18 protein-coding genes and 1 pseudogene are annotated in these 25722 nt (G+C 73.2%); 9 read left to right on the top strand and 10 right to left on the bottom strand.

Translation table 11 applies throughout. The annotated features are described in order from the left end of the window. Window positions 1–17 precede the first annotated feature (17 nt). The 3 genes from ABT354_RS09660 to ABT354_RS09650 all read right to left on the bottom strand — a co-directional run bounded on the left by ABT354_RS09660 (window position 18) and on the right by ABT354_RS09650 (window position 7930). Window positions 18–5027, bottom strand: coding sequence for a DUF3320 domain-containing protein (locus ABT354_RS09660; protein ID WP_351491281.1), 5010 nt, complete (start codon window positions 5025–5027; stop codon window positions 18–20). 226 nt (window positions 5028–5253) lie between these two features. Then, window positions 5254–6213 carry a fibronectin type III domain-containing protein gene (locus tag ABT354_RS09655; protein WP_351491279.1) on the bottom strand — a complete coding sequence of 320 codons (960 nt, stop codon included), beginning with the start codon at window positions 6211–6213 and terminating at the stop codon, window positions 5254–5256. 193 nt (window positions 6214–6406) lie between these two features. After that, window positions 6407–7930 carry a YfcC family protein gene (locus ABT354_RS09650; RefSeq protein ID WP_351491276.1) on the bottom strand — a complete coding sequence of 508 codons (1524 nt, stop codon included), beginning with the start codon at window positions 7928–7930 and terminating at the stop codon, window positions 6407–6409. 250 nt (window positions 7931–8180) lie between these two features. Between ABT354_RS09650 and ABT354_RS09645 the strand changes: the two genes are divergently transcribed. Further along, the gene (locus tag ABT354_RS09645; protein ID WP_351491274.1) at window positions 8181–8669 is read left to right on the top strand and encodes a beta-class carbonic anhydrase; all 489 of its coding nucleotides are present in this window, start codon (window positions 8181–8183) and stop codon (window positions 8667–8669) included. 191 nt (window positions 8670–8860) lie between these two features. Continuing rightward, window positions 8861–9745: pseudogene (locus ABT354_RS09640) on the top strand (chitosanase). 98 nt (window positions 9746–9843) lie between these two features. Here ABT354_RS09640 and ABT354_RS09635 read toward each other — a convergent pair. From ABT354_RS09635 to ABT354_RS09620, 4 genes are all read right to left on the bottom strand, one after another. Next, entirely contained in the window at window positions 9844–11223 is a 1380-nt protein-coding gene (locus ABT354_RS09635) for an 8-oxoguanine deaminase (protein ID WP_351491272.1), read from the bottom strand. 91 nt (window positions 11224–11314) lie between these two features. Further along, a complete protein-coding gene (pucL, locus tag ABT354_RS09630; protein ID WP_351491270.1) occupies window positions 11315–12280 on the bottom strand; it encodes a factor-independent urate hydroxylase in 966 nt (321 codons plus the stop codon). Between the two features lie 6 nt (window positions 12281–12286). Continuing rightward, complete coding sequence (uraD, locus tag ABT354_RS09625) at window positions 12287–13222, bottom strand: 2-oxo-4-hydroxy-4-carboxy-5-ureidoimidazoline decarboxylase (protein WP_351491268.1); 936 nt, start codon at window positions 13220–13222, stop codon at window positions 12287–12289. A gap of 167 nt (window positions 13223–13389) precedes the next feature. Beyond that, complete coding sequence (locus ABT354_RS09620) at window positions 13390–13758, bottom strand: helix-turn-helix domain-containing protein (protein WP_351492018.1); 369 nt, start codon at window positions 13756–13758, stop codon at window positions 13390–13392. 478 nt (window positions 13759–14236) lie between these two features. Between ABT354_RS09620 and ABT354_RS09615 the strand changes: the two genes are divergently transcribed. Continuing rightward, window positions 14237–15253 (top strand): hypothetical protein, encoded by a 1017-nt coding sequence (locus ABT354_RS09615; protein ID WP_351491266.1) that lies wholly within the window; start codon window positions 14237–14239, stop codon window positions 15251–15253. Window positions 15254–15327: 74 nt separating this feature from the next. Next, window positions 15328–15834, top strand: coding sequence for a GNAT family N-acetyltransferase (locus ABT354_RS09610; RefSeq protein ID WP_351491264.1), 507 nt, complete (start codon window positions 15328–15330; stop codon window positions 15832–15834). A 78-nt stretch (window positions 15835–15912) separates the two neighbouring features. Here ABT354_RS09610 and ABT354_RS09605 read toward each other — a convergent pair whose 3' ends face one another. Both ABT354_RS09605 and ABT354_RS09600 read right to left on the bottom strand, forming a co-directional pair. Beyond that, window positions 15913–17586, bottom strand: coding sequence for an AMP-binding protein (locus tag ABT354_RS09605; protein ID WP_351491262.1), 1674 nt, complete (start codon window positions 17584–17586; stop codon window positions 15913–15915). Beyond that, window positions 17583–19265, bottom strand: coding sequence for an AMP-binding protein (locus ABT354_RS09600; protein WP_351491260.1), 1683 nt, complete (start codon window positions 19263–19265; stop codon window positions 17583–17585). Before ABT354_RS09600 ends, ABT354_RS09605 begins: the two co-directional genes overlap by 4 nt. 146 nt (window positions 19266–19411) lie before the next feature. Between ABT354_RS09600 and ABT354_RS09595 the strand changes: the two genes are divergently transcribed. The 4 genes from ABT354_RS09595 (at window position 19412) to ABT354_RS09580 (ending at window position 23189) form a co-directional block, all read left to right on the top strand. After that, window positions 19412–20284 (top strand): helix-turn-helix transcriptional regulator, encoded by an 873-nt coding sequence (locus tag ABT354_RS09595; RefSeq protein ID WP_351491258.1) that lies wholly within the window; start codon window positions 19412–19414, stop codon window positions 20282–20284. A gap of 84 nt (window positions 20285–20368) precedes the next feature. Further along, the gene (locus ABT354_RS09590; protein ID WP_351491256.1) at window positions 20369–20980 is read left to right on the top strand and encodes a S1 RNA-binding domain-containing protein; all 612 of its coding nucleotides are present in this window, start codon (window positions 20369–20371) and stop codon (window positions 20978–20980) included. Window positions 20981–21309: 329 nt separating this feature from the next. Continuing rightward, the gene (locus ABT354_RS09585; RefSeq protein ID WP_351491254.1) at window positions 21310–21798 is read left to right on the top strand and encodes an SAV_915 family protein; all 489 of its coding nucleotides are present in this window, start codon (window positions 21310–21312) and stop codon (window positions 21796–21798) included. Window positions 21799–21896: 98 nt separating this feature from the next. Beyond that, window positions 21897–23189 (top strand): diaminopimelate decarboxylase family protein, encoded by a 1293-nt coding sequence (locus ABT354_RS09580; RefSeq protein WP_351491251.1) that lies wholly within the window; start codon window positions 21897–21899, stop codon window positions 23187–23189. A 54-nt stretch (window positions 23190–23243) separates the two neighbouring features. Here ABT354_RS09580 and ABT354_RS09575 read toward each other — a convergent pair whose 3' ends face one another. Continuing rightward, complete coding sequence (locus ABT354_RS09575) at window positions 23244–24374, bottom strand: winged helix DNA-binding domain-containing protein (protein WP_351491249.1); 1131 nt, start codon at window positions 24372–24374, stop codon at window positions 23244–23246. 208 nt (window positions 24375–24582) lie between these two features. Between ABT354_RS09575 and ABT354_RS09570 the strand changes: the two genes are divergently transcribed. Then, the gene (locus ABT354_RS09570; protein WP_351491247.1) at window positions 24583–25722 is read left to right on the top strand and encodes a magnesium and cobalt transport protein CorA; all 1140 of its coding nucleotides are present in this window, start codon (window positions 24583–24585) and stop codon (window positions 25720–25722) included.

Genomic DNA, 25722 nt, shown 5'->3' with positions numbered 1-25722 from the left:
GGCCCGCCTTCAAGGAGTCAGCGCACGGCGCTGATCCTGCCGGGTCCGCCCTCCAGCGTGCGGCGCCGGTACAGCTCCGCGATGTCCTCCTGGAGGACGTCCTTGATCTCCTTGCCGGTCCTGCGCCAGCCGAAGAACTCGCTGACCTGCCGGATCAGTTCGGCCTCCGTCATACCGGGGCACTCCTCGGCGATCCGGTGGAGGGCCAGACGGCGTTCGGCGGGGGCGATGTGCGCGATCTTCCGGGCGGCCGGGTCGCTGGTGGGGAAGCGGGCCCGCAGGGGCTCGCGCTCCGTCAGATCGTAGAAGTCGCCGTCCGCCGTGGCCGTCCCGGAGCGGACCAGGGCGCGGGCGACCGCGTCGACGTTCTGCCGGATCCTGGCCCCGGCCCGGCCGACGTTCCACGCCTCCCGCGCCCGCTGGACGAGGAGGTCGGTGTGGATGGGGCCCTCGGCGCCGAGGATCTGGGTCAGCACCTTCCGCAGCGCCGGGCGGGCCTCCTGGGTGTGCAGTTCATACCGGGGTGTCACCTCGACGGAGCTGGTCGTATAGGCGGTCGCCCAGTCACGGGCCGCCTCGGTGTCCACCGGTACCCGCTCCGGCTCGGGCTCGGGGACGGCCCCCGCCGCCGGGGTTTCCAGGGTGTCCAGGGTGGGCAGGGGCAGCGGACGTTCGGCGACCGCTTTCTCCACCGCCTCCCGCAGCCGCTGCTCGGCGGCGGCACGATGGCGGTACCAGTCGGTGCCCCAGATGCGGTGCAGCCGCCAGCCGAGCCCGGTGAGCACCTCCTCGCGGAGCCGGTCACGGTCGCGGGCCGCCTTGGACGAGTGGTACATGGCGCCGTCGCACTCGATGCCGAGGGCGAAGCTGCCGGGCAGCTCGGGATGGCGCAGCCCGAGGTCGATCCGGTACCCCGCGACGCCGACCTGGGGCTGGACGGTATGGCCCCAGCCCCGGAGGACGGCGAGGACGGACTCCTCGAAGGGGCTGTCGGGTTCGGCGTCGGTCAGGAGCACATCGCGGGCGAGGACCGAGGGGCCGTGCTCCGCGTACTCCAGATAGCGCTTCAGATGCTGGACGCTCTCGTTGGGGCTGTCGGCGAGGGCCCCGCCGGTGAAGGAGGCGACGACCTCCATCCGGTGGCGGGCCCGGGTGACGGCGACATTGAGCCGGCGCCAGCCGCCCTTCTTGTTGATGGGGCCGAAGTTCAGTCCGGTGATCCCGCGCTCGTCCGGCCCGTACCCCACGGACATGATCATCACATCGCGCTCGTCGCCCTGGACGGATTCGAGGTTCTTGACGAAGAAGCCGTCCAGGCGGTCCTCGGTGAACCGCTGGTCGAGGTCGGGCCTGGCGATCCTGGCCTGCTGGACGGCGAGGTCGATGGCGGCGGCCTGGGCCTGGGAGAGCGCCACCACACCGAGGGTGCGGCCGGGGCGGGTGTCGAAGTGGTGGATGACCCGGCGGGCGACGTACTCCGCCTCGATCCGGTTGTCCCGCTGTCCGCCCCGGTCGTACACCCCGGCGACGGGGAGGAAGGAGACCCCCACATCGTCGCCCTCCTCCACCGCGCCCGGGAAGGTGATCATCGAATTGCTGTAGAACGCGCGGTTGCTGAAGGTGATGAGGTTCTCGTGCCGGCTGCGGTAGTGCCAGCGCAGCGGAAGCTCCCGCAGCGCCCCGGCCTTGCAGGCGTGGAGCAGCGACTCGAAGGAGTCGGGGACCTCCTCGTCGTACTCGTCGGCGTCGTCGTCCACGGTGGAGTCGAAGAACGAGGTGGGGGGCAGCTGCTTGTCGTCCCCGGCGACGACGAGGGTGCCGCCCCGGTAGACGCAGTTGACGGCGTCGCCGGGGCGCACCTGGGACGCCTCGTCGAAGATCACCACATCGAAGGTGAAGTCCGGCGGCAGGAACTGGCTGACGGTGAGCGGGCTCATCATGAAGCAGGGCTTGACCGCGCGGACGACCTCGCCGGTACGGGCGAGGAGTTCCCGTACCGGGAGGTGGCGGGTCTTCTTCTCGGCCTCACGGGTGATCAGGGCCGCCGCTCCGCCGCCGAATCTGCGGGGGCGGCGCTCGTTGCACGCCTCGATCACGGCGCCCCGGGCCGCCGTCACCAGCCGCCGGTCGGCCTCCTGGAAGTCGGTGACCCGGGCGTCGAGGTCCTCGGCGCGGGCGTTCCGCAGCCGGGTGTCGGTGGCGAGCAGATCGTCGGCCCAGGTGCGCAGCAGGGCCTGTTCGACCACATCGGGGAGCCGGGCGGGATCGACGCCGCGTTCGGCCGCCGAGGTGACCAGGGTCTCGGCGCCGTGGCGGGTGAGGACGGCGAGGGCGTCGCGGTGGGCGTGCCACTCCTCGGGGCCGCCGGGGTCGGCGTGCAGCTCCTCGATGACCAGCCGGGCCCGTTCGAAGGTGCCCAGCAGGGACGGGGAGAGACGGCCGGCCCGGGAGGGTTCGAAGAGTCCGAGGAGTTCGGTGACGGAGGCGGACCAGCGGGCGGTGCGGCGCTCGGCGAGGGCGCACCAGCCGGCCAGGGAGCGCCGGATGTTCCCGGCGAGCAGCGCGGGGAGCGGGTCGGCGGGGGTGCCGTGGGCGAGGGTTCCGGCGAGGCGGGACAGGGCGGCGGGGTCGGGGACGAGGGCGGCGATCCGGTCGGCGGCGGCGAGGGCCTCGGTGAGGGCGGGCAGCTCACCGGGGGTGTGCGGGGTCCAGTGGCCGAGGAGGTCGCGGTGGTGGGCGGCGAGCCTGCCGGCCTCGGCGGCGGCCCGGTGCCAGGCGAGTGCCTGGGGCAGCCGGCCGGGGATCGACCCCTGCCAGGCGCCGTCGCGGGTGAGGGCGGTCAGGGTGGCGCGGTCGGCCTTGTAGCCGGCGGTGAGCCGGGCGAACAGACCGTAACCGGCGAAGCGTTCGACCAGTTCGGGGAGGTCCTCGGTGAGCGGGACGCGGTCGCCGAAGAGGTCCTCGGCGGCGGAGCGGGCGGCCTGCTCGTCGTCGAGGGCGCGGCGCAGTTCCCCGGCGGCGGCATGGGCGCGGGCGCGGACATCGGGGTCGAACCAGGCGCGCTCGGGCCGGTGGGGGGCCTCGGTGAGGTCGGCCAGCCCGCAGAGGGCGAGGGCGGCCCGGGGGTCGTCGGCGGGGGCGAGGCGGAGGGCGTCGGCGAGCTGGGCGAGGGCTTCCGTCACCTCTTCGGGGAGGGTGTCGGTCCCGGCGGCCCCGGTCGTACCGTCCGCCGTCCCGTCCGCTGTGCCGTCCGCCGTCCCGGGTGTTCCCGACGCCCCGGGTGTTCCCGACGCCCCGGGTGTTCCCGACGCCCCGGTGGGGAGCTGTTCCCGGAGGATACGGACCGTCTCCAGGGCCTCCCGCGCGGAGCGGGGCTCCGCCAGCGCGCCGGGGAAGGGCCGCCGCTCCAGCGCGGTACGGAGGGAGTCCAGGGCGTCATGGGCCTCGGCGACCACCCGGGGTGCGTCACCCGCGACGAGTCCGCGCCAGGGGAAGGCGTCCCCCTCGACGGCGGGCCGCCAGGCGCGGCCGAGGGCACGGGCCGCGGTCAGGACGTCCTGGAGCCCCGCCGCGCTCAGCTCCCGGGCGGCGCGGGCGCTGCTCGCGGGCAGCGGAAGGCGCTCCGTACCGGACTGTTCGAGCCGGACGAGACGGCCGAGGACATCGTGGAGGGTACGGCCGAGGGGGTCCCGGGTGATGTTCATGGCGGCGGCGTAGGCGGAGAGCCCGGTCCGCAGGGCGCGGGCCCGGTCCCGCTCGTGGCGGGCGGCGCCGGTGGCGGGGACCTCGGTGGTGAGGACCCGGGCGAGTTCGGTGGCGACCGCCTTCTTGGCGGTGTCGCCGCTGTGCAGCGCCAGGACGAAGTCGCCGAGGCCGACGCCCCGGAGGCGGTTGCGGACCACATCGAGGGCCGCGGCCTTCTCACTGACGAAGAGGACGCTGCGGCCCGCGTGCATCAGCGCGGCGATCATATTGGTGATGGTCTGGCTCTTGCCGGTGCCGGGCGGGCCGCTCATCACGAAGGAGCGGCCGTCGAGGGCGGCGGCGACGCACTGGCGCTGGGAGGCGTCGGCGTCCAGGACCAGCGGGGTCTCCTCGGGGAGCTGGACCTCGTCGATCCGGTCCGCCTCGGGGGGTTCGAAGCCGATGAGGTCGTCGGGGAGTCCGGCGTCGGGGCCGAGGGCCAGGGCGCGGATCAGCGGATGGGCGAGGATGCGCTCCTCGTTCTGCTGGAGGTCCTGGTACATGGCCTCCCGGTGGGAGGCGAAGAGGCCGAGGACGGTACGGTCCGCCACGCGCCAGCCCGGCCGGCCGGCGGCGGTCGCCCGGGCGGCGGCGAGGACCCCCTCCGGGTCGGTGACCTCGGCGCCGGAGACGGCGGTCCAGTCGATGCCCAGGCGCTCCATCTTCACGGCGAGGGCGGGGTTGTGGGTGCGTTCCTGCCCCTCGGCGAGCCGCAGCCGCCAGCGGCGGTCGCGCTCCCGGCGGAGTTCGACGGGGACCAGCAGCAGCGGGGCCGAGCTGCTCTCCTGGGCGCCGCCCTCGGTCCAGTCGAGCATGCCGACGCCGAGCCAGAGGATCCACAGACCGTACTCGTTGTACATCTGGGCGGACTTCTGGCGCAGCTGGTGGAGGGCGGCGTCGAGGGATGCCTGGGTGGCCTTGTGGGTGACCAGGCCGGGGCGGGTCGCACGGGCCGCCGTCCGGCCGGCTGCCGTGCGGCCGGCCCCGTCGGGGGTGCCGCCGGAGACATCGGCGGAGGTGCCACCGGGGCCGTCGCCGGAGCCGTCGTCGGGAGCGGTCACGGGGGCGAACTCCCAGCCCTTGACCAGCCCGGGCAGGAGCTGCGCGGCGCCCGGAGAGGTCAGCTCCAGGCTGGCGCGGGTGTGGCGGAAGTTCAGCAGCCGGTTGCGGCCGCCGAGATCGACCAGGGTGGTCCGCCAGCCGCTGAGAACGGCCCGGAGGCGATCGGCCGCCGGGTCGGACCCGGCGGTGGCACGCGCGCGGGGATCGGGGGCGGCGGACATGGAACCTCCTGGCAGACGAACACACCGGGAGTCCCGTCGTACACAGCCCCCCTGCCCTCTGCTTATCAGCCCGGCGGGGGTCGGCACAGCCGAGGGCGGAATTGCGATATGTACTTGTTGTGAAGGCCGGGGCCACCGGGGCCGGCCGGTCGCCGCGGCGGTTCCCGGCGACGGTCCCCGGCGGCGGGGCCGGCGGGCCGGAGCGACCGGCCGGCCCCGGACCGGATCAGCGGACGACGACCGTGCGCTGCGCCGAGAAGTCGCCCCACTTGCCGTCGGGGAGCTTGGCCCGGAGCTTGACGCTGTAGCGGGTGCCCGGCGGATCGGTGACCGTCATGGTGTACGTGGCGGTGTCGCCCTTGGGCATCGCGCCCCAGATGATGGTGGTGGCGGGCTTGCCGTTGAGATACAGCTCATGGGACTCGATCGCGCCGTCCGCCTTGGGCGGCTTCCAGCTGAGGACGATGCTGCCCTTCTCGGCGGTGGCCTTCAGCGCGGTGGGGGCGGTGCTGGGCCCGTCCCCCTTCCCGGCGGGGGTGGTCAGGTCCACATCGTTGCTGTCGGCGGAGGAGTTCTCGGCGGCGTCCCGGGCACGGACGGTGAAGGTGTAGACGGTGCCGGGGCGCAGTCCGGTGACCTTCGCGGTGGTCTCGGTCCCGGCGACGCTGTGGATCCGGGAGCCCTCCTGGTAGATGTCGTACGAGGTCACCGCGGTGTTGTCGGTGGCGGCCCGCCAGCTGAGGCCCACGGCCCGGTCGCCGTCCAGGGTGCCCTTGAGCCCACTGGGGTCGGTGGGGGGCTTGTGGTCCTCGGGGGTGGGGGCCGGGGTGGTGACGGTGATGACGGGGCTGGGCTTGGAGAGATTGCCCGCCTTGTCCTTGGCGCGCACGGTGAAGCTGTAGTCGGTACGGGGCTTGAGGCCGTCCACGTCGACCATGGTCTTGGTGGCGGGCAGGGACTTCACCTTCTTGTCCGCCTGGAACACCTCATAGCCGGTGACGGCCTCGTTGTCGGTCGCCGCCTGCCACATGACATGGACGGAGGTGGCGCTGCCCGCCTGGGCGGTGACATCGGTCGGCGTGGTGGGGGCCTTGCCGTCCTGGTCCTGGTCGTCACCGCCGCCGCAGGCGGTGAGAACGAGGACGCCCAGAACGGCCAGCGCGGGAAATGTGGGGGGACGCTGCACGGGTGGGACCTCCGTGAGGGAACTGGAATGGTCCAGACCTATATGGCATATGTGGGTCCGCGCGGCAAGCCTTTCCGGGGGACCGGCGACCCGTTCACCCCTTGTGACCCGATTCAACCCGCACCCTGGACCTCATCCCCGTACCCCATCCCCGTATCCAGGCCCCCTGCTTCGGCACGCACGGGGCGAGCGGTCAGCCGAGTGCCGCCCCCACCAGAAGAAAGCCACAGATCAGCACGGCGAGCACCACCAACAGCGGCCAGACGAACCGGAGATAGCGGTCATAGCCCACCTTGGCGAGGGCCACCCCGCCGATGGTCACGGCGGTCGTCGGCACCCAGAGGTTCATCCAGCCGCTCGCCGACTGCCATGCGGTCACCACCAGGGAACGGGGCACCCCCGCGAAGTCCGCCAGCGGCGCCAGGATCGGCATGGCCAGCGTGGCATGGCCCGAGGTGGAGGGGATCAGAAACGCCAGCGGCAGATTGACCAGGAAGACCAGGATCGCGAAGACCCCCGACGAGGTGCCCCGGACCACGCCCTCGATGGAGTGGAGCACGGTATCGGTCACCCGGGCGTTGTTCATGATGACGGTGACCCCCCGGGCGAGCACGATGACCAGCGCCGGGGTCAGGAACTCCGCCGCGCCCCGGACCACGGTGGCGCTCAGCCGCTGCTCCCCGAAGCGGGCCACCAGGCCGACCACCACCGCGGCCACCAGAAAGAGGGCGGACAGCTCGGGGAAGGACCAGCCCAGTTCAAAGGTGTACGGCTCGGCGGCCGCGTCCCCGGTCAGCGCACCGGCCCAGGGGACGACGGAGAAGATCATGAAGGTGAAGACCAGGACGACCAGGGCGAGTACGGTCCGGTGGAGCCGGGTGAGCGGCGGCGGCTCGGCGGCCCCGGCTCGCGCGTGCTCACGGTCGCCGGGGAGAAAGCCGCTCAGGGAACGGCCCGGGTCCGCCCGTACCCGCCGGGCGTAGCGGACGACATAGGCGATGGTGACCGACGTCAGTACCACCCACATGGCGGCGCGCAGGGCGATGCCGTCGCCGAGGGAGATCCCCGCGGCGGCGGAGGCGACGCCGGTGGAGAAGGGGTTGACGGTGGAGCAGAGCACGCCGACGCCCGCGCCGAGGATGATGGTGCCGGTGGCGACCATCCGGTCGTAGCCGAGGGCAAGCATCAGCGGCACGATCAGCCCGTAGAAGCCGAGGGTCTCCTCGGCGAACCCCTCGACCGTACCGAGCAGGGCGAAGACCGCCATCACGCCGGTGATCAGCAGGGCGCCCCGGGTGCGCAGCCGGTGGGCGAGGCGGGCGATGCCGAGGTCCAGGGCGCCGGTGGCGAAGACCACGGTGATGAAGGCGCCGATGGCGAGGACGAAGAGGAAGATGCCCGCACTGCCGTACAGCTCCCCGGTGAGGGTGGGCCCGACCAGGCCGGTCTCCTGGTCGCGGATGCCGTAGAGCCCGTTGACCGGCGAGAGGAAGAGGTCGCCCAGCCGGTCGGTGAGGCTCTGTCCGGTCTCGACCCGGTGATAGGTGCCCTCGACGGGTGCGCCGTCGGGGCCGCGGTCGTAGGCGCCGGGCGGGATGAGGAAGGCCAGCGCCCAGACGGCGAGGGTGACCAGGACCAGGACGGTGAGCGCGCTGGGGAAGGCGAACCGGGGCCCGGCCTCCGTGCCGGGACCCGCTCCGCCGGACACCGGTTCCATCGCCGAACCCCGCTCTGCCGACCGTGCGCTCTGCCCTCACCAGAGCACAGGGCGGCCCGTGCCGCATGCCGGGTCACCCATCGGCGGCACCGGGGCGTATCCGTACGGGGATTCGGCGGATGGACCGGTTCCACGCAATCTGGGCCCCGGTACGGCGTGTATCCGACGGTTTCCCCCGGCCCTCGCCCCGGATCGCTACGTTTCCAACGACATCCGGAATTGTCCGCCGTTCCCGGCCCTTGGGGAGATCATGTCCGCGACCGATGAGTACCTGGTCAACAACGAGGCGTACGCCGCCGGATTCTCCGGCCCGCTGTCCCTGCCGCCGGCTCGTCGGCTGGCCGTCGTCACCTGCATGGATGCCCGTATGAACGTCTATGCGATGCTCGGGCTGCGGGAGGGGGACGCCCATGTGATCCGGAACGCGGGCGGAGTGGTCACCGAGGACACCATCCGCTCCCTCGCCATCAGTCAGCGGCTGCTGGGCACCCGGCGGATCATGCTGATCCATCACACCGACTGCGGCATGCTCACCTTCACCGACGATGCCTTCAAGCGGGAGATCGAGCAGGAGACCGGGCTCCGCCCGTGGTGGGCGCCGGAGGCCTTCCCCGATCTGGAGGAGGATGTGCGGCAGTCGATGCGCCGGGTGGAGTGCAATCCCTTCCTTCCCCACACCGACGCGGTGCGCGGCTTTGTCTTCGATGTGGCGACGGGGCTGCTGACCGAGGTGAAGTGAGGGCGGGGTGAAGTGAGGGCGGGGACACGGCACTCCGGGCGGGCCGCGGGGACACGGCGCTGGGGTCGGACGGCGGGGACACCGGGAATGGCGTGAACTCGCCGCCCCTCCAGGGTTTTCGGCATGGACGGCGCGGGACAGGAAATACCGCCCCCCGAGCGCCGTAACGACGAACTTCCTCTGGAGGTACGGTGTCCACCCCCCATCGGCGTCCCCGCCGCCCGTCCGTGTCCCGGCTCCTGCTGGGCGCGGCGCTGATCGCCACACCCCTGATCGTGGTCGCCGCCGCCACCCTTCCCGGCTCGCCGGAGGCGGGCGGCTCCCCCGTACGTTCCGCGCTGACCGCCTCGGCGGACCGGGCCGCCGGGCCGGACCTGGACGACCCCGCCAAGAAGGAGATCGCCATGCAACTGGTCTCCAGCGCGGAGAACTCCAGCCTCGACTGGAAGGCCCAGTACGGCTACATCGAGGACATCCGCGACGGCCGCGGCTACACGGCGGGAATCATCGGCTTCTGCTCCGGCACCGGGGACATGCTGGATCTGGTCGAGCTGTACACCCGGCGCGCGCCGGGCAATGTCCTCGCCCGCTATCTGCCCGCCCTGCGCGCGGTGGACGGCTCCGACTCGCACCAGGGGCTCGATCCCCACTATCCCCGGGACTAGCGGAAGGCGGCCCAGGACCCGGCCTTCAAGGCGGCGCAGAACGACGAGCGGGACCGGGTCTACTTCAACCCCGCCGTCCAGCGCGGGAGGAGCGACGGACTGGGCGCGCTCGGCCAGTTCATCTACTACGACGCCCTGGTCATGCACGGGGACGGCGGGGACCCGGCGGCCTTCGGCAGCATCCGGCGGCGGGCCCTGGCCAAGGCGAGGCCACCGGCCCAGGGCGGCACCGAGAAGACCTATCTCAACGCCTTCCTCGACGCCCGGGTCTGGGCGATGAAGCAGGAGGCGGCGCACGAGGACACCAGCCGGGTGGACACCGCCCAGCGGGTCTTCGTCCGGGAGAACAACTTCGAGCTGCGGACCCCGCTGGCGTGGAAGGTGTACGGGGACAGTTTCCGTATCGCCTGACGCGGGGCAGGGGGTGTCACTCCCGTGGCCCGCGCTGCGGGGGTGTCACTCCCCGTGCCCCGGTACGGGGGTGACACGCCCGGGCCCGGTACGGGGTGTCACTCCCCGGCGGCGAGCCGGGCCAGCCGCCGGGCCTCGCTCCGGGTGGTACGGGCCAGGGCCTCCTCGTCCACGGTGGTGAGACGGCCGTCCTCGACCACGGGCCGCCCCTGGACCAGCGAGAGGGTGACCGGCGCGGGGGCCCCGAGGACCAGCGCGGCCACCGGGTCGGCGATGGAGGCATGGGCGAGGGTGTCCATCCGCCACAGGACCAGATCGGCGAGCTTCCCCGCCTCCAGGGAGCCGATGGCGTCGGCCCGCCCGAGGACCCGGGCGCCCCCCTGGGTGCCCAGCCACAGGGCCCGCCGGGCGGTCAGGGCCTTCTCCCGGTGGGGTCCGAGCCGGCTGACGAGCACCGCGTTGCGCAGCTCGGTATGGAGTTCGCCCGCCTCGTTGGAGGCGGTGCCGTCCACCCCCAGGCCGACGGGGACGCCCGCCCGCAGCAGATCGGGGACCGGTGCGATGCCCGCGCCCAGCCGGGCGTTGGAGGAGGGGCAGTGGGCGACGCCGGTGCCGGTACGGGCGAAGGCGGCGATGTCCCGGTCGTCCATATGGACACAGTGCGCCATCCACACATCGGGGCCGAGCCAGCCGGTGTCGGCGAAGTAGTCGGTCGGTCCCTTGCCGAACCGCTCGACGCAGAACCGCTCCTCCTCGACCGTCTCCGACCCGTGGGTGTGCAGCCGGACCCCCTTGCGGCGGGCCAGCTCGGCTCCCCTGCGCAGGAGTTCGGTGCTGACCGAGAAGGGGGAGCAGGGGGCGACGGCGATCCGGGTCATCGCCGCGAAGGAGGGGTCGTGGTGGCGGTCGATGGTCTCCTCGGTGGCGGCGAGCGCCCCTTCCAGACTCTCCACGGCGAAGTCCGGGGGGAGCCCGCCGGCGGACTCGCCCAGATCCATGGAGCCCCGCGCCAGGGTGAACCGGATCCCCAGGGAACGGGCGGCGGCGACGATCGTCCCGGAGAGATCGCCCGCTCCCCGGGGATGGATGTAGTGGTGGTCCATGGCGGTGGTGACCCCGCCCCGGGCCATCATGGCGAGGGAGCCCTCCGCCGCCGCGCGGACCATGGGCTCGTCGATCCGGGCCCAGGTGGGGTAGAGGGCGACCAGCCAGTCGAAGAGACGGTGGTCGGTGGCGAGGCCCCGGGTGAGCCACTGGTAGAAGTGGTGATGGGTGTTGACCAGGCCGGGTGTGGCGAGATGACCGGTGGCGTCGATCCTGCGGACGACCCGCTCAAGACCGGCGGGGGCGGGTCCGGCGCCGACGGACTCGATCAGCTGACCGGCGACCACGACATGGCCGTCGGTGTACTCGGTGCCGTCCGCGTCCACGGTCGCGATGGCGCAGTGCTCGATGACGGTACGGGGGGTGGCGGCCATGGCGGTCCTCGATTCTCTCCGGCCGAACCGGCTGTGTCCGGTCTCTCCGGCCGAACCGGCTCTGTCCGGTCCCTCCGGCGCGGACGGGGCGTCAGAGGTCCAGGGGGTCGGCCGGGATCAGCGCCTCGGCGCCGTCCCGGAGCACGGTCGCCTCGATCAGCCCGTACGGGCGGTCGGCGGCGAGATAGACCTCGTGGTCGTTGCTGAGGCCGAACGGCTCCAGATCCACCAGGAAGTGATGGTTGTTCGGCAGGGAGAGACGTATCTCGTCGATGAGGTCGTCGCCCTCGATCACCCGGGTGCCCATCCCGTACAGGGTCTGCTGGAGGGAGCGCGAGTAGGTCTCCGCGAACGCCCGGAGGAGATGGGTGCGGGCCCGGTCCCAGGCGGTGTCCCAGTCGGGTGCGGGCCCGTCGTCGTCCGCGTCCCAGCGGTAGCGCCAGCGCGCGGAGACATCGGTGGCGAGGATCCGGTCGTACGCCTCCTTCAGGGTGGTGTACCGGTCCTTGATGTACCCATGGAACTCGGAGTGGGTGGAGTTGAGGACGGTGAGCCCCTGGAGCCCGGAGACGATCCGCCAGCGCTCGCCGTCATGGGTGACCTCGCAGAACCGGGTCTCCTGGCCCTTGCGGACGAAGGAGTGCGCCGGACCGCCGGGGTCGGCCGTCGCTATGCGCTCCCAGGCGTACTCCTCGATCCGGATCCGCGCCCGGTGGATGGGCTCCTGGGAGGTGACGAAGTGCCGGGCGAGCAGGATGCCGAACTCCTCGGCGGAGTCGACACCGTGCTCCCTGGCGAAGGCGTACACCGTGTTCTTGGTGGTGTCGGTCGGCAGGACATGGGCGTTGGAGCCGTGGTAGTGGACATCCTCCAGATCGCCGGAGAGGGCGATGGAGACACTCAGGTCCTTGATGTGGTGGGTGGTTCCCTCACGGACGACCCTGACGACACGGTTCTCCGCCTTGCCGTACTGGTTCTGTCCGAGAACCGTGGTCCGGGCGGTCGTCGCGCTGCTGGCGCCCTTGGCGGTCCCGGCGCTCCTGGCAGTGCCGGCCATGGTGGATCAGCTCCCTCGGTAGACGGCGTAGCCGAACGGGCTGAGCAGCAGGGGAATGTGGTGGTGCTCCCCCGGGGCGACGGCGAAGGCGACGGACACCTCGGGGAAGAAGGGGGCCGCCCCGGTGCGCCCGGCCAGATGGTCCCCGGTGGTGAAGTCCAGCCGGGCGTGGGTGGTCCCCGGCGGCAGCGGCGGGAGGTCCCGGCAGCGGCCGTCGCGGTCGGTGGTGGAGCGGCCCGCCTCCCGCCAGGGGGCGCCGGGGCCCCGGCGGGCGAGCAGGGTGACGGGGACATCCGGCGCGGGGCGTCCGGCGCTGGTGTCGAGGATGTGGGTGGAGACGGAGGCGGTGACCGGCCGGTCCGGGGCCCCGCCGGGGGCAGTGTCGGTGACGGTGGACTGCTGCTCCGGAGCCCCGGCGGGGGCGGTGGCGGGGCCGATGAGCCGGGTGAGCCGGATGCGGTGGATGGCGCGGAGTTCGGCCCGGACGGTCTCCCGCTCCCGTTCGGGCGGATGGCCCAGCCGGGTACGGAGGGCGTCCCTCATCTCCGCACCGGTCAGCCCGGTGGCGCAGATGAGGAAGACCTGGCCGAAGACGGTGCGGTACTCCTCGTTGAGCGCGGCCAGTTCGGCCCTGAGGGTGGCGTCGGCCCCGGCCGTACCGCTCTGCTCGCGGGCGGACACCGGATCGTCCGCGCGGGGCCGGCCGATCGGCGGATGACCCGCCAGGGCCTCGGCGAGATCGTCGGCGGTCAGCTCCGCCAGCGCGGTGTCGGCGGCGGCCAGCAGGGCCCCGCCGTCGGGCCAGGGCCGTGCGGCGAGCACGGTGTCGACCCAGGCCCGGCTGGTGCACACGGTGTGCAGGGCGGCCCTGGCCTCGTCGGGGGCGGCGGTGTTGAGGCGGGTCAGCCCGGAGGGCGGCGGGGCGGACGGACTCGTGGTCACGGGAGACCTCCGTGGCTTCTCGCACGGCGCCGGACGGACCGCGCCGGAACGGGCTGCGCACAGCTAACGCCGTCACCACCACAACGTCAACACTTTGTTGAAAAATGGCGAACGGCCGTGTCGCCGCCGGGACATGGCCCCCGAACCACCCCGGGCCGGACGGCCGCTCAGCCCTCCCGGGCGGCGTTCTCCCTGTTCAGATAGTTGTAAATAGTGAAGCGGCTGACCCCGAGGGCGCCCGCCACGGTCTCCACCCCATGCCGTACGGCGAAGGCTCCCCGGGCCTCCAGCGTGCGCACGACGACCTGTTTGGCCCTGCGGTCCAGCGCGGACAGGGGCATGCCATGACTGCGCTCCAGCGCGGCCAGGATGCGATCGAGGGAGCCCGAGAGCGGAGGGAGGCGTACCGCCATCACCCGCTCGCCCTCCCAGTGGAGCACCACATCGTCCGGGCCCGCCCGGTCGGGGGTGAGCGGCTCCGCGCCGAGGGCGTCCACCAGCGGCCGGACCGCGCGGGCCAGCGGGTGTTCCGCCACCGGCGCCGGGGCCGCCCCGGGCCGCTCACCCGGGGTCGTCACCCCCGTACCGCCCCTCTCCTCCACCAGGTTGACCTGGAGCGAGACCCGGGTGGCCCCCGCCTCCAGGCTGCGGCGCAGCACCGCGCCGACGGCGTCGAGCACCTCGGCGGCGCCGCCCTCCGCCATGGTGCCGAAGGGCCCCACATCCACCGTGTCCAGGGCGCCGGTACGGACCGCCTCGCGTGCGGCGACCGCATGGGCGGGCGGCTCGTCCAGGTCGAAGGGCTCGGTCGTGAACTCCACTCTCCATCGCACGGGGTCAACCTAACGCGGTCCCCGGACTCCCCCTCCCCGCTGGGCGGAGCGGCTGTCCGCCCGTCGCTGCGGAGGGGCGCATATGGCGTCATCGCGTCAAAGATTGGCGCAACTCATTCGCTCCGGCGGCGCCCTTGGTGGACGATGGACCCCGACAAGGGCGAGACAGGGTGGGAGAGTCATGTCCAGAGCCGTCCCGGTGCGCTGTCCGTCCTGCCTGTACGAGCATCTGTTCGTGGCACCGGCCTATCCCTGTGTCTGTGGCCGGCCGGTGTCGCCTCCGCTGCTGCCAGGGGCCCGACCGGAGCGGGTGGTCAGCCGTTCCTGGGACGACGAGTGGGTCCAGGTGTGCTGTACGGGCTGCGGTCGGCGCGACCACTGGCCGCAGCCGGAACTCGGCTGTCCGTGCGGGGTGTCGCTGCGGATACCGGTACGCCCGATGGATCTTCCCCCGCCGCTCGCCGGGCCGGGGGCCGCCGCACGGGAGGAGGCTCCCCCGGAGCGGGGGCCGCTGGCGGCGGGGCCGCCGTCGCACATTCCGCTGCCGCGCACGGCACGGGCGCCCCGGCCCTCCTTCCGCCCGCCGGCCATCCGCACCCCCCGGGACGCCGTGACGGTGGCCGAGTCCTATCTGCGCTGGCTGGGCTTTCCCTCGCCGAGCCGGGCGGACGACCTCGGGGACCCGGACACCCCGGGGATCCGTGACTCCCCGAACTCCCCGAACTCCCCGAACTTCCATGACTCCCTGGACATCCTCGACGCCCAGGAGATCGAGGACGCCCCGGCCCCCCGGGCGGACGGGCGGCCCCCGGGGACGGCGGACGGCTGGACGGCGGACGGCGGGAGAGGGGCCGACGGGACATGGACCGGCGGGACGGGGGCCGGGCCATCGGAGGAAGGTGGGACGGACGACGGCGGGACGGACGGCGAGCCGGTGACCCTGTACGGCCGGGGGCTCGTCGCCCGGATCGACCCCACGCCCCGGCCGGTCGATCTGCGGGCCGTCGAATGCCTCTGGCTGAGCGGTCTCACCTCGTCCTCCGCGATGGCCTTCTTCTCGCTCGGTGGGTACGCGGACGACGCCCGGCAGCGCGCCGACGAGCTGGGCGTGCCGCTCTTCACCCTGGACCGGGTCGGCGGCCCCCGCCCGGTGAACGGCCCGGCGGCGGAGCTGGTCTCCACCGGGGCGTCGTCCTAGATCCTGCGGAAGCCCTGCCTCTGTGGAGGAAAACCCCTGGTCAGACGGGACCCACCGGGTGGGATACTGCGTCCGTGCAGATCCGACCGGCCACCGCGGCAGACCTTCCCCGGCTCCAGGAGATCGAACGGGCGGCGGGCGAGCCCTTCCGCTCCCTCGGCATGGCGGCCATCGCCGACGACGAGCCGCCGTCCCTCGCCGTCCTGGAGGAGTTCCGCGCCGCCGGGGGCGCCTGGGTCCACGTGGACGACGACGGCCGGGTCCTCGCCTATCTCCTCCATGAGGAGGTGGACGGCGCCGCCCATGTGGAGCAGGTGTCGGTCCATCCGGACGGCGCCCGCCGGGGGCTCGGCGCCGCTCTGATCGAGCGGCTGGCCGGGCACGCCCGCGCCCGGGGCGTCGCGGCCCTCACCCTGACCACCTTCGCCGAGGTGCCGTGGAACGCCCCGTACTACACCCGGCTGGGCTTCCGGACCCTGGCCGAGGACGAGCTGACCGAGGGACTGCGGGCGATCCGCCGGACCGAGCGGGAGCTGGGCCTCGACCGCTGGCCCCGGGTCTGTATGCGCCGGGAGCCGTGACCGCCGCCCGGTGGATCCCGAGGATGCCGCGGGAGCACCCCGGTCGGCCGTGACGCCGCCGGGGCCCGACCGCCGCGCTCAGCGCTCCGCGTACCGCTCCCGCAGCTCCACCTTGCGCACCTTGCCGCTCACCGTCATCGGGAAGGCGTCCAGGATCTCCACTCTGCGCGGGATCTTGTAGTGCGCCAGCCGGTCCCGGCAGAAGGCGGTGATCTCCTCCAGGCCCGGCGGATCGGCGGGGTCGCGCGGCACCACACAGGCGAGGATCTCCTCCCCGTACCGCTCGTCGGGAACCCCCACGACCTGGACATCGGAGATCTTGGGATGGCGGTGGAGGAACTCCTCGATCTCCCGGGGATAGATGTTCTCCCCACCCCGGATGATCATGTCCTTGATCCGGCCGACGATCTGGACATAGCCGTCCTCGCGCATCACCGCCAGATCCCCGGTGTGCATCCACCGGCCGCTGTCCACCGCCTCGGCCGTCCGCTCCGGCTCGTCCCAGTACCCGAGCATCACCCCGTACCCCCGGGTGCACAGTTCACCGGGCTCGCCCCGGCCCACGGTCACCCCGCTGGCCGGGTCGATCACCTTGACCTCGACATGGGGCAGCACCCGGCCGACCGTTCCGGTGCGGCGCTCCAGATCGTCCTGGCGGCGGGTCTGGGTGGAGACGGGCGAGGTCTCGGTCATCCCGTAGCAGATCGACACCTCGGCCATGTGCATCTCGGCGACGACCCGCTTCATCACCTCCACCGGGCAGGGGGATCCGGCCATGATGCCCGTACGCAGCGAGCTGAGGTCGTACCCGGCGAAGTCGGGCAGATCCAGCTCGGCGATGAACATCGTGGGCACCCCGTAGAGGGAGGTGCACCGCTCCTCCTCGACCGCGCGCAGGGTGGCGGCGGGGTCGAAGGAGGGGGCGGGGATCACTATGCACGCCCCGTGCGAGGTGGCCGCGAGATTGCCCATGACCATGCCGAAGCAGTGGTAGAACGGCACCGGTATGCATATCCGGTCCCGTTCGGTGTAGCCGAGCGTCTCCCCCACGAAGTACCCGTTGTTGAGGATGTTGTGGTGGGAGAGGGTGGCGCCCTTGGCGAATCCGGTGGTGCCGGAGGTGTACTGGATATTGACCGGATCGTCGACGGAGAGCGCGGCCTCCCGGGCGGCGGGCTCCCCGGCCGGTACGGTCCGCGCCGCCGCCAGCAGGGTCTCCCAGCTGTCGTCGCCGATGTAGTGGACGGAGCGGAGCGCGGGACAGTCCGCGCGGACCTCCTCCACCAGGGCGCGGTAGTCGCTGGTCCGGTGGGCGAGGGAGGCACAGAGCACCGACACCCCGGACTGGCGCAGGACATGGGCGAGTTCATGGGCGCGATAGGCGGGGTTGATATTGACCATGACGGCGCCGATCCGGGCGGTGGCGTACTGCACCAGCACCCACTCCGGGCAGTTGACGGCCCAGATCCCGACCCGGTCGCCCCGGGCGACGCCGATCCCGATGAAGGCGCGGGCGAGTTCGTCGACGGCGGCCCCGAAGGCGGCATAGGTCCAGCGCGGCCCGCCGCCCGCGACCACCAGCGCCTCCCGGTCCGGGTGGGCGGCGACGGCGCGGTCGAGGTTGCGGCCGATGGTGTCCCCGAGCAGGGGCACGGTGCCGGTGCCGTGGTCGTAGGAGAGCGGGATGCCCGCACCAGCACCCTCACCCGCACTCGTACCCGTACCCGTACCCGTCCTTATGTTCGCGCTCATGTCAGATCCCCCTCGTGGTACTCGGCGGTCGAACCCTTGGCCGTACGTTCGCGCAACTCGATCCGGCGGATCTTCCCGGAGACGGTCTTGGGCAGCTCGGCGAACTCGATCCGGCGTACCCGCTTGTAGGGGGCGAGGACCGCGCGGGAGTGGGCGAAGAGCGCCCTGGCCGTCTCCGGGCCCGGCTCCCAGCCCTCCGCGAGCACGATGTACGCCTTGGGGACGGCGAGCCGCAGCGCGTCGGGGGCGGGGACCACGGCCGCCTCGGCGACCGCCTCGTGCTCCAGCAGCGCGCTCTCCAGCTCGAACGGCGAGATCTTGTAGTCCGATGCCTTGAACACATCGTCGGCGCGGCCGATGTAGGTGAGATAGCCGTCGGCGTCCCGGGTGGCGATGTCCCCGGTGCGGTACCAGCCGCCCGCCATCGCCTCCGCCGTGCGCTCCGGGTCGCCGTGGTAGCCGGTCATCAGCCCGGCCGGCGGACGGCCGGACAGATCGAGGGCGATCTCGCCCTCCCCGGCGCCGGGCGCGCCGGTCACCGGGTCCAGCAGCGCCACCCGGTAGCCGGGGCTGGGACGGCCCATGGAACCCGCCTTCAGCAGCTGTCCCGGGGTGTTGGCGACCTGGACGGCGGTCTCGGTCTGGCCGAAGCCGTCCCGGACCGTCACCCCCCACTCCCGCCGTACCGTCTCGATGACCTCGGGGTTCAGCGGTTCACCCGCCGCGACCACCTCACGCGGCGGGGTGCTCAGCTGCCCCAGATCGGCCTGGATCAGCATCCGCCACACCGTCGGCGGGGCACAGAAGGAGGTGACCTCGGCCCGGTCCATCGCGGCCATCAGCCGGGCGGCGTCGAAGCGCCGGTAGTTGTGGACCATGACGGTCGCCTCCGCGTTCCACGGGGCGAACAGGTTCGACCAGGCGTGCTTGGCCCAGCCCGGCGATGAGATGTTGAGATGGACATCGCCGGGGCGCAGCCCGATCCAGTACATCGTGGCCAGATGGCCGATGGGGTACGAGGTGTGGGTGTGCTCCACGAGTTTGGGGCGGTCGGTGGTACCGGAGGTGAAGTACAGCATCAGCGGGTCATCGGATCGGGTGATCCCGTCGGGGCGGAATCCGGGCTCCGCGCCATAGGCGTCGGCGTACGGGATCCAGCCCCGGGGAGTCTCCCCGCCGACCGAGATCCGTGTCCAGTCTCCGGGCACCGAGGCGAACTTGGCGGTGTCCTCGTCGCGGGCGAGGACATGGGAGGCCCGTCCGCGCTCCACCCGGTCCCGCAGATCCAGCGGGCCGAGCAGCGGGGTCGCGGGGATGACGACGGCGCGCAGCTTCATGGCGGCGAGGGCCGTCTCCCACAGTTCGCGCTGGTTGCCGAGCATGACGAGCATGCGGTCACCTGGCCCGACGCCCCGGTCACGGAGCCAGCCGGCGACCCGGTCGGAGCGTTCGGACAGTTCGGCGAAGGAGAGCCGTTCGGTGGTGCCGTCCTCCTCGACGAGATGCAGCGCGGTGCGGTCGTTGCCCCGGGCGATGACATCGAACCAGTCGAGGGCCCAGTTGAAGCGGGTGGGGCGGGGCCAGACGAACCCGTCGTACGCGCGCCGGTAGTCCTCCCGGTGTCGCAGCAGGAAGTCCCGGGCCGCCCGGAATTCCCCGGTCGCGCTGCCAGCCGTCATACGCCCTCCTCATTGCCTCGGCACTCAGTAGCATCGTGTAATCAGTGACGTAGGTCTCACCACCCCCGATCGGGGGGGTGGCCCCCCGCCGACGGCCGCCGCAGCGGACAGCGAGCGGGTGGCGGGGTGACCGGAGGGAGTGCGACGTGTCCGAGCCGGCCGAAGCGGTGGAGATGCGGGCGGCGCTGCTGCGGCTGCGCCGGTCGACGGGGATCCCGATCGCGTTCGGGGGGCTGCTGGGCGAGGCCCAGCGGCTGCGGATCGCCCAGCTCAGCGGGGCGCGGACGAGCGCGCTCCAGGGGCTGTCGATCTGTGCGGGCAATGGCCTGGGCGGGAAGTCGATAGCGCTCTCCCGGCCGTGCGCGGTGACGGATTATCACGAGGCGCGGCACATCAGCCATGAGTACGACGCCCCGGTGCTGGCCGAGGGGCTGCGGTCGGTCCTGGCGGTGCCGGTGGTGGTGCGGCGCAAGGTACGGGGGGTGCTGTACGGGGCGCTGAGACGGCCCGTTCCGCTCGGCGACCGCACCTTCGACGAGGCGGTGGCGGCGGCCCGGGATGTGGAACAGGCGCTGGTGGTCCGGGAGGAGGTACAGGGGCTGCTGTCGATCGCCCGGGAGCCGAGGGTGGGCCCGGCGGTCTGGGAGGAGGTCCGCGAGGTCCATGGCGAGCTGCGGGCGCTGGCGCCCCGGGTGAGCGATCCCGTGCTGCGCGGGCAGCTCCTGGCGGTCTGCGGACGGCTGGCGGCGGCGGGGGCGACGGCGCACACCCGCTCCGGGCCGCCCTGGGGCGGGGAGTCGGGGGCGCGGGCGGCGGGGGGCGCGGTGGCACTCGCCCCCCGGGAGATCGATGTGCTGGCGTGTGTCGCCGCCGGGTCCACGAACGCGGCGGCGGCGGAGCGGCTGGGGCTGCGCCCGGAGACCGTCAAGGGGTATCTGCGGGCGGCGATGCGGAAGCTGGGGGCGCACACCCGGCTGGAGGCGGTGGTGGCGGCGCGCCGGGTGGGCCTGCTGCCGTAGGGCCGGGCGGGGCCTGCTGCCGTAGAGGCTGTGCGGGGGCCTCTGCGGGGTGGCCCGCTCGCGCCCGTATGACAGGGTGCGGTCATGGACGGATCCGACGGACACCCGGAGCTGTGCGCGTTCCTGGCGGCGCTCCGCCCCGGCCTGCGGCTGTCGGGGACCGTGGCGGCGATCGAGCGGTTCGGGGTGTTCGTGGCGCTGGAGGAGGGGCCGGACCATCCGCTCTTCCCGGGCGTCGGCTTTGTCGCCCTTCCCGATCTGTCCTGGCACCACTTCGGGAAACCGGAGGAAGCGGTACGGGTCGGGCAGCGGGTGACCGGTGAGTTCCTGTACTTCGACACCTGGAATCTGGAGGCCAGGCTCTCGCTGCGGGCCCTGGTGCCGGATCCCTTCCAGGCGTTCGCGGACCGGGTGGCGGTGGGGCGGACGCTGCGCGGCCGGGTGACGCTGCGGGCGGCGATCGGGGTGTTCGTCGAGGTCGGGGAGGGGGTCGAGGGGCTGATCCCGGCGCCCTGGACGGCGGGGGCGGGCTCCTCCGTACCCGGTACGGCCGGTACGGGGCCTTCCGCGCCCGGTGCGCCCGGTGCCATGCCTTCGGTGCCCGATCCGGCGGCGGCGCTCCGGCCCGGGGACGAGGTCACCGTCGTCGTCACGGAGATCGACCGGGAGCGCCGCCGACTGGTCCTCGCCCGGTGACCCCGCCGGGTCCGTCGCCCGTACGGTCCGACTCTCCCCGCCGGTCCGTCACCCGTACGGTCCGGTCCCCCGGCCGGGTCCGTCACCCGTACGGCGCCCGTCGGCGCTAGGGGGGCGTCAAAGAGCGGGCCCGGACGATCAGCGGCGCGTCATGGAGCCCCCCACCGGGCCGGACGCGGGCCTACCTTCGAGGAACCGGCGGGCGCGTGCTCTCCCCAGCGGTTCCCGCCGGCCCCCGCTGTGGGCCGCCTCCGCACGGCGGCCCACAGGCCGGCGCACGCGTGACCGCGACCGGTGAACGTACGGCTCAGGTGGAGGAAGACGAAGACATGGACACACTCACCCGCGAGGCCCCGGCCACGGGCAGCGGCACGGACACCGACCTCGGCGCGGAGACCGCGGACCCCGACGAACCCCGCCCGGCGGGGCCCCTGTACGTACCGGTCCGGCTCGGCTCCGCCGGTGGCCGTCAGCTGTGTTTCGTACGGACCCCGCTGGGTGTGCGCACCGCCGTCGGGTTCACCAGTGAGGAGCGGCTGAGGGCGGTCCTCGGCCGCCGCCAGCGGTGGATCAGGCTCGCGGAGCCCGCGCTCCGCTCCCTGGCCGAGCCCCTGGGGGTGACCACCGTGACGGTGGATCCCCAGCTCGGCGCCCCGGCCCCGGAGTCCGTACCGCACCGGAGCCCGGTCCTGCCCTGTGCGCGCCGGACCCCGCTCGCCCCCGAGGCCGCCCGCCGGGCGCCCGGGACACCCGCCGGGCTCTCCCGGACCCCGGCCGGGCCGGTCCCCGTGCTCCACCCCTTCCCCTCCCCCAACTGAGATCCCTGCCACGACCCCTGCCACGGACCCTGCCGCGACTCCCGCGATGGCCCGTGACGTTCCCCGACCGACGCACTCCCCTGGACAGAGGTGTACGGATGACGGCGGTACCCGCGCTTCCCTTGTCGTTGCCCGATCGGCCGGCCGCCCCCTCGGCCCGGCCCGTCGCCGCCCTGCCCCTGGTGCCGGAGGCGGGCACGGCGGTGGGCGGCGTCCCCCTGCTGGAACTGGCCGAGCGGTACGGCACCCCGCTCCATGTCCTCGACGAGGACGAGGTGCGCTCCCGGGCACGGGCCTGGCGGCGGGCGCTGCCGGACGCCGAGGTGGTGTACGCGGCCGGGACGTTCCTGTGCCGCGCGGTCGTGGACTGGATGGCCGAGGAGGGCCTGGGCCTCGCCGTCCGCTCGGCGGGCGAGCTGGAACTCGCGGCGGCCCGGGGCTTTCCGGTGGACCGGATCGTGCTGCACGGCAGCGCCAAGTCCCCGCAGGATCTGCGGACCGCGCTGCGGCTGGGCGTGGGCCGGATCGTCATCGAGTCGGGCGGCGAGATCGCCCGGCTCGCGGCACAGGTGCCGGGCCCGGAGGCGCAGCAGGTGATGGTGCGGGTGCTGCCGGACATCGAGCCGACCGGCGGCGCGGACCGGACGTTCGGCCTCGCCGTCGCCGGGGGCGACGCGGAGGAGGCGGTGGCCCGGGTACTGGGCCTGCCCTCGCTGGAGCTGGTGGGCCTCCACTGCCGTCCGGGCACCCGGACCGCGTCGCCGGAGCGGTATGTCCGGACGGTACGACGGCTGGTCGCGATGCTGGCCCGGATCCGGGACCGGCACGGGATCGCCCTGCCGGAGCTGGATCTCGGCGGGGGCTTCGCGGTGTCGGGTCCGCCCGGGGATCCGGCGCCCGCCCCGGCGGTGTACGGGCGCCGGATCCATGACGAACTGGTGCGCTCCTGCGCCGGGTACGACTACCCCGTGCCCCGGCTGACGGTGGAGCCGGGGCGCTCGCTCATGGCCCCGGCGGGGGTCGCCCTCTATCGGGTGCTGGCGGTGAAGCGCGGCGGGGGCAGGGTGCTCGCGGCGGTCGACGGTGGTACGGGTGACCGGCCGGGGGCCGCGCTCCGGGGCACCTCCGTACGCCGGGTCGGGCGGGCGTCCTCGGCCCCGCCCCGGGTGACGACCGTCGTCGGGCGGGACGGCGGCGCGGGCGATGTGCTCGCCGACGCGGTCGAGCTGCCGGAGGATCTGCGGCCCGGCGATGTGCTGGCGGTGCCCGTGTCCGGCGGATGTCCCGTACCGATGGCGTCCCCGGTGGTGGCGGTGCGCGGGGGGTGGTCACGGCTGCTGGTCCGGCGGGAGACCTTCGAGGACCACCGGCGCCGGGACATCGGTCTGTAGTCCCTCGCGGGGCTCGGGGCCGGGTCGGTTTGTTGTGTGCCCGGCCCCGGGCGCTCAGCCCCGCCCGGTCCCGAACCGCACCGTGTGCGCCCCGCCCGGGGCCAGGATGCCCAGGGTGTGCTCCGCCTCCCCGGCCAGCGCCTCGCGCTCCGCCGGGGCCGGCGGCTCGAACGGCCGCACGGTGAGGGTGGTCGTCCCGCCGCTCTCCTCGATCCCCCAGGTCCCGGCGAGGAAGCCGTCGAGCAGAAAGGTGGGGTGCGACTGGTTGCCGGTCCAGGTGAGCCGCCGGTACTCGTCCCGGGGCACCACCCGCCGCCGGTCGGCGTGGGAGAGCAGCAGATTGTCGAACTCGGGCAGGAAGCGCGGCGGGGCGGGCGTCGCGGCGTCGGGCCGGGGCGCTTCGGGCAGGTCGAAGAGTTCGGTCCCGTACTCGTCCCGGAAGACCAGGAGCCGGGGCCGCAGCCCCTCGAAGACCGCCCTCATCCGGGTGAGCCCGGACCAGGTCTGCATGTCCTTCACCGAGGCGGGCCCGAAGGCGGCCAGATAGCGCCGTACGGTCTCCTCGGCACCGGCCTCCGGCACCCGGTCCGCCGCCTCCGCTCCGAACCAGTGCTCGGCGGTGGTCAGGGCGACCTGTCCGCTCCGCCCCCAGAGCCCTCGCGGGGTGACCTGGACCAGGGGCAGCAGACAGCGGGCGGCGACCGAGAGCGCGAAGGGGTCGGCGTCCGGCCAGTGCGCGGTCAGCTCCTCCCGGAGCCCCTTCATGGTCCGGGGCTCCTCCTCGACCAGCTCCCGGACGATCCGGGCGAGCCGCTCCGGATCGACACCGGTGAGCCCCTTGCGGAACATCCGCAGCTCCCGGTCGGGCCCGCCGCGCTGGACCAGGGGCCGCAGTGCGAGGCAGTCGGCGGCGGTGTGGGTGTGGACGGTGGAGCGCAGGGTGACCATCCGGGCGACCTCACGGGAGGCCATCAGCGCGGACAGCTCCCCGGGGTCGAAGGCGTCCAGCCGGGCGGCGAGGGCGAGATAGGGCGGCTTGACGTTCTGCGCCTGGAGCCCGACGAGATGCCCGACGGCACCCGCGACCGACAGCTCGGCGCGGGGCACCCGGCGCAGCAGCAGCTGCCGGGCGAGGGTGGCCCGGTTGAGGGCGCGGGCGGTGAGAACCGGGGGCGTGGTGACCATGGGGCCACGCTAGCGATAATCGCGGACAGTTTCTGTCCGCGATTCACCCGCGCCCCCGCCCGGTACCACCGCCCGCGTCCCCGCCGGTATCCCCGCTGGTGTCCCGTCTCGCGACCCCTCCCCGTCATGCCCGGTTCATCCGCCCCCGATATCCTGCCCGGCGTACGGTTGTCCCGGCAGATCGCCGGGGAAGGAGGTGAGTGCCGCGATGTCGCTGTATCCCCGGCGCCACCCCTGGCGCCGCCGCCCCGAACCGACGGCGGGCGGCCCCGTCCGCCCCGGCACCCCCGAAACCCCCCAGCCCCCCGCCGGCGCCCCCGCCGACCGGGACAGCGTGGTCGAGGCCGTCCTCTACCGGGACGGCCGCCGGGTCTCCGAGCCGGACTCCCTGGCCGAGACCTACCGCCAGCTGCACGCCCACCCCGACGGCATGGCCTGGATCGGCCTCCACCGTCCCACCTCCGACGAGCTGCTCTCCCTGGCCGCCGAGTTCGATCTCCATGAACTCGCCGTCGAGGACGCCCTGGAGGCCCATCAGCGCCCCAAGCTGGAGCGGTACGGGGACACCCTCTTCGTGGTGCTGCGCGCCGCCCGCTATCTCGACGCCCAGGAGGAAGTGGACTTCGGCGAACTCCATGTCTTCCTCGGCAAGGACTTCCTCATCACCGTCCGCCACAGCGAGGCCCCCGACCTCTCCGCCGTCCGCCACCGTATGGAGGAGACCCCGGAACTCCTCGCCCTGGGCCCGGAGGCGGTCCTGTACGCGATCCTCGACGCCGTGGTCGACGGCTACGCCCCGGTCGTCGCGGGCGTCCAGAACGACATCGACGAGATCGAGACCGAGGTCTTCGGCGGCGACCCCGCCGTCTCCCGCCGTATCTACGAACTCGCCCGCGAGATGGTCGAGTTCCAGCGCGCCGCCAGCCCTCTGGTCGGCATGCTCAACGGCCTGATGGCGGGCTTCACCAAGTACGGCACCGACGAGGAACTCCAGAGCCACCTCCGCGACGTCGCCGACCATGTCACCCACACCAGCGAACGCGTCGACGGCTTCCGCCAGGCCCTCGCCGACATCCTCACGGTCAACGCGACCCTGGTCACCCAGCAGCAGAACGCCGAGATGCGGGCCCTCGCCGAGGCCGGTTTCGAACAGAACGAGGAGATCAAGAAGATCTCCAGCTGGGCCGCCATCCTGTTTGCACCCACACTCGTGGGAACCATCTACGGCATGAACTTCGAGGTCATGCCGGAACTCCACTGGGCGGCGGGCTACCCGTTCGCGATCCTTCTGATGGCGGTGGTCTGTACAAGCCTGTACGTCATCTTCAAGAAGCGCGACTGGCTGTAG

The organism is Streptomyces sp. NPDC000594, assembly GCF_040299965.1.
In the GTDB taxonomy this organism is placed as follows: Bacteria; Actinomycetota; Actinomycetes; order Streptomycetales; family Streptomycetaceae; genus Streptomyces.
Note: the sequence above shows the minus strand (reverse complement) of the source record. Positions and strands in the feature narration are given on the sequence as shown.

What these genes read in the sequence shown, in the direction of transcription:
- ABT354_RS09590 (WP_351491256.1), top strand. Translation starts at nt 20,369, where the DNA reads ATGGACGGATCCGACGGACACCCGGAGCTGTGCGCGTTCCTGGCGGCG.
- ABT354_RS09660 (WP_351491281.1), bottom strand. Translation starts at nt 5,027, where the DNA reads ATGTCCGCCGCCCCCGATCCCCGCGCGCGTGCCACCGCCGGGTCCGAC.
- ABT354_RS09600 (WP_351491260.1), bottom strand. Translation starts at nt 19,265, where the DNA reads ATGACGGCTGGCAGCGCGACCGGGGAATTCCGGGCGGCCCGGGACTTC.
- ABT354_RS09605 (WP_351491262.1), bottom strand. Translation starts at nt 17,586, where the DNA reads ATGAGCGCGAACATAAGGACGGGTACGGGTACGGGTACGAGTGCGGGT.
- ABT354_RS09575 (WP_351491249.1), bottom strand. Translation starts at nt 24,374, where the DNA reads ATGGTCACCACGCCCCCGGTTCTCACCGCCCGCGCCCTCAACCGGGCC.
- pucL (WP_351491270.1), bottom strand. Translation starts at nt 12,280, where the DNA reads ATGGCCGGCACTGCCAGGAGCGCCGGGACCGCCAAGGGCGCCAGCAGC.
- ABT354_RS09615 (WP_351491266.1), top strand. Translation starts at nt 14,237, where the DNA reads ATGTCCAGAGCCGTCCCGGTGCGCTGTCCGTCCTGCCTGTACGAGCAT.
- ABT354_RS09645 (WP_351491274.1), top strand. Translation starts at nt 8,181, where the DNA reads ATGTCCGCGACCGATGAGTACCTGGTCAACAACGAGGCGTACGCCGCC.
- ABT354_RS09635 (WP_351491272.1), bottom strand. Translation starts at nt 11,223, where the DNA reads ATGGCCGCCACCCCCCGTACCGTCATCGAGCACTGCGCCATCGCGACC.
- ABT354_RS09585 (WP_351491254.1), top strand. Translation starts at nt 21,310, where the DNA reads ATGGACACACTCACCCGCGAGGCCCCGGCCACGGGCAGCGGCACGGAC.
- ABT354_RS09570 (WP_351491247.1), top strand. Translation starts at nt 24,583, where the DNA reads ATGTCGCTGTATCCCCGGCGCCACCCCTGGCGCCGCCGCCCCGAACCG.
- ABT354_RS09580 (WP_351491251.1), top strand. Translation starts at nt 21,897, where the DNA reads ATGACGGCGGTACCCGCGCTTCCCTTGTCGTTGCCCGATCGGCCGGCC.
- ABT354_RS09650 (WP_351491276.1), bottom strand. Translation starts at nt 7,930, where the DNA reads ATGGAACCGGTGTCCGGCGGAGCGGGTCCCGGCACGGAGGCCGGGCCC.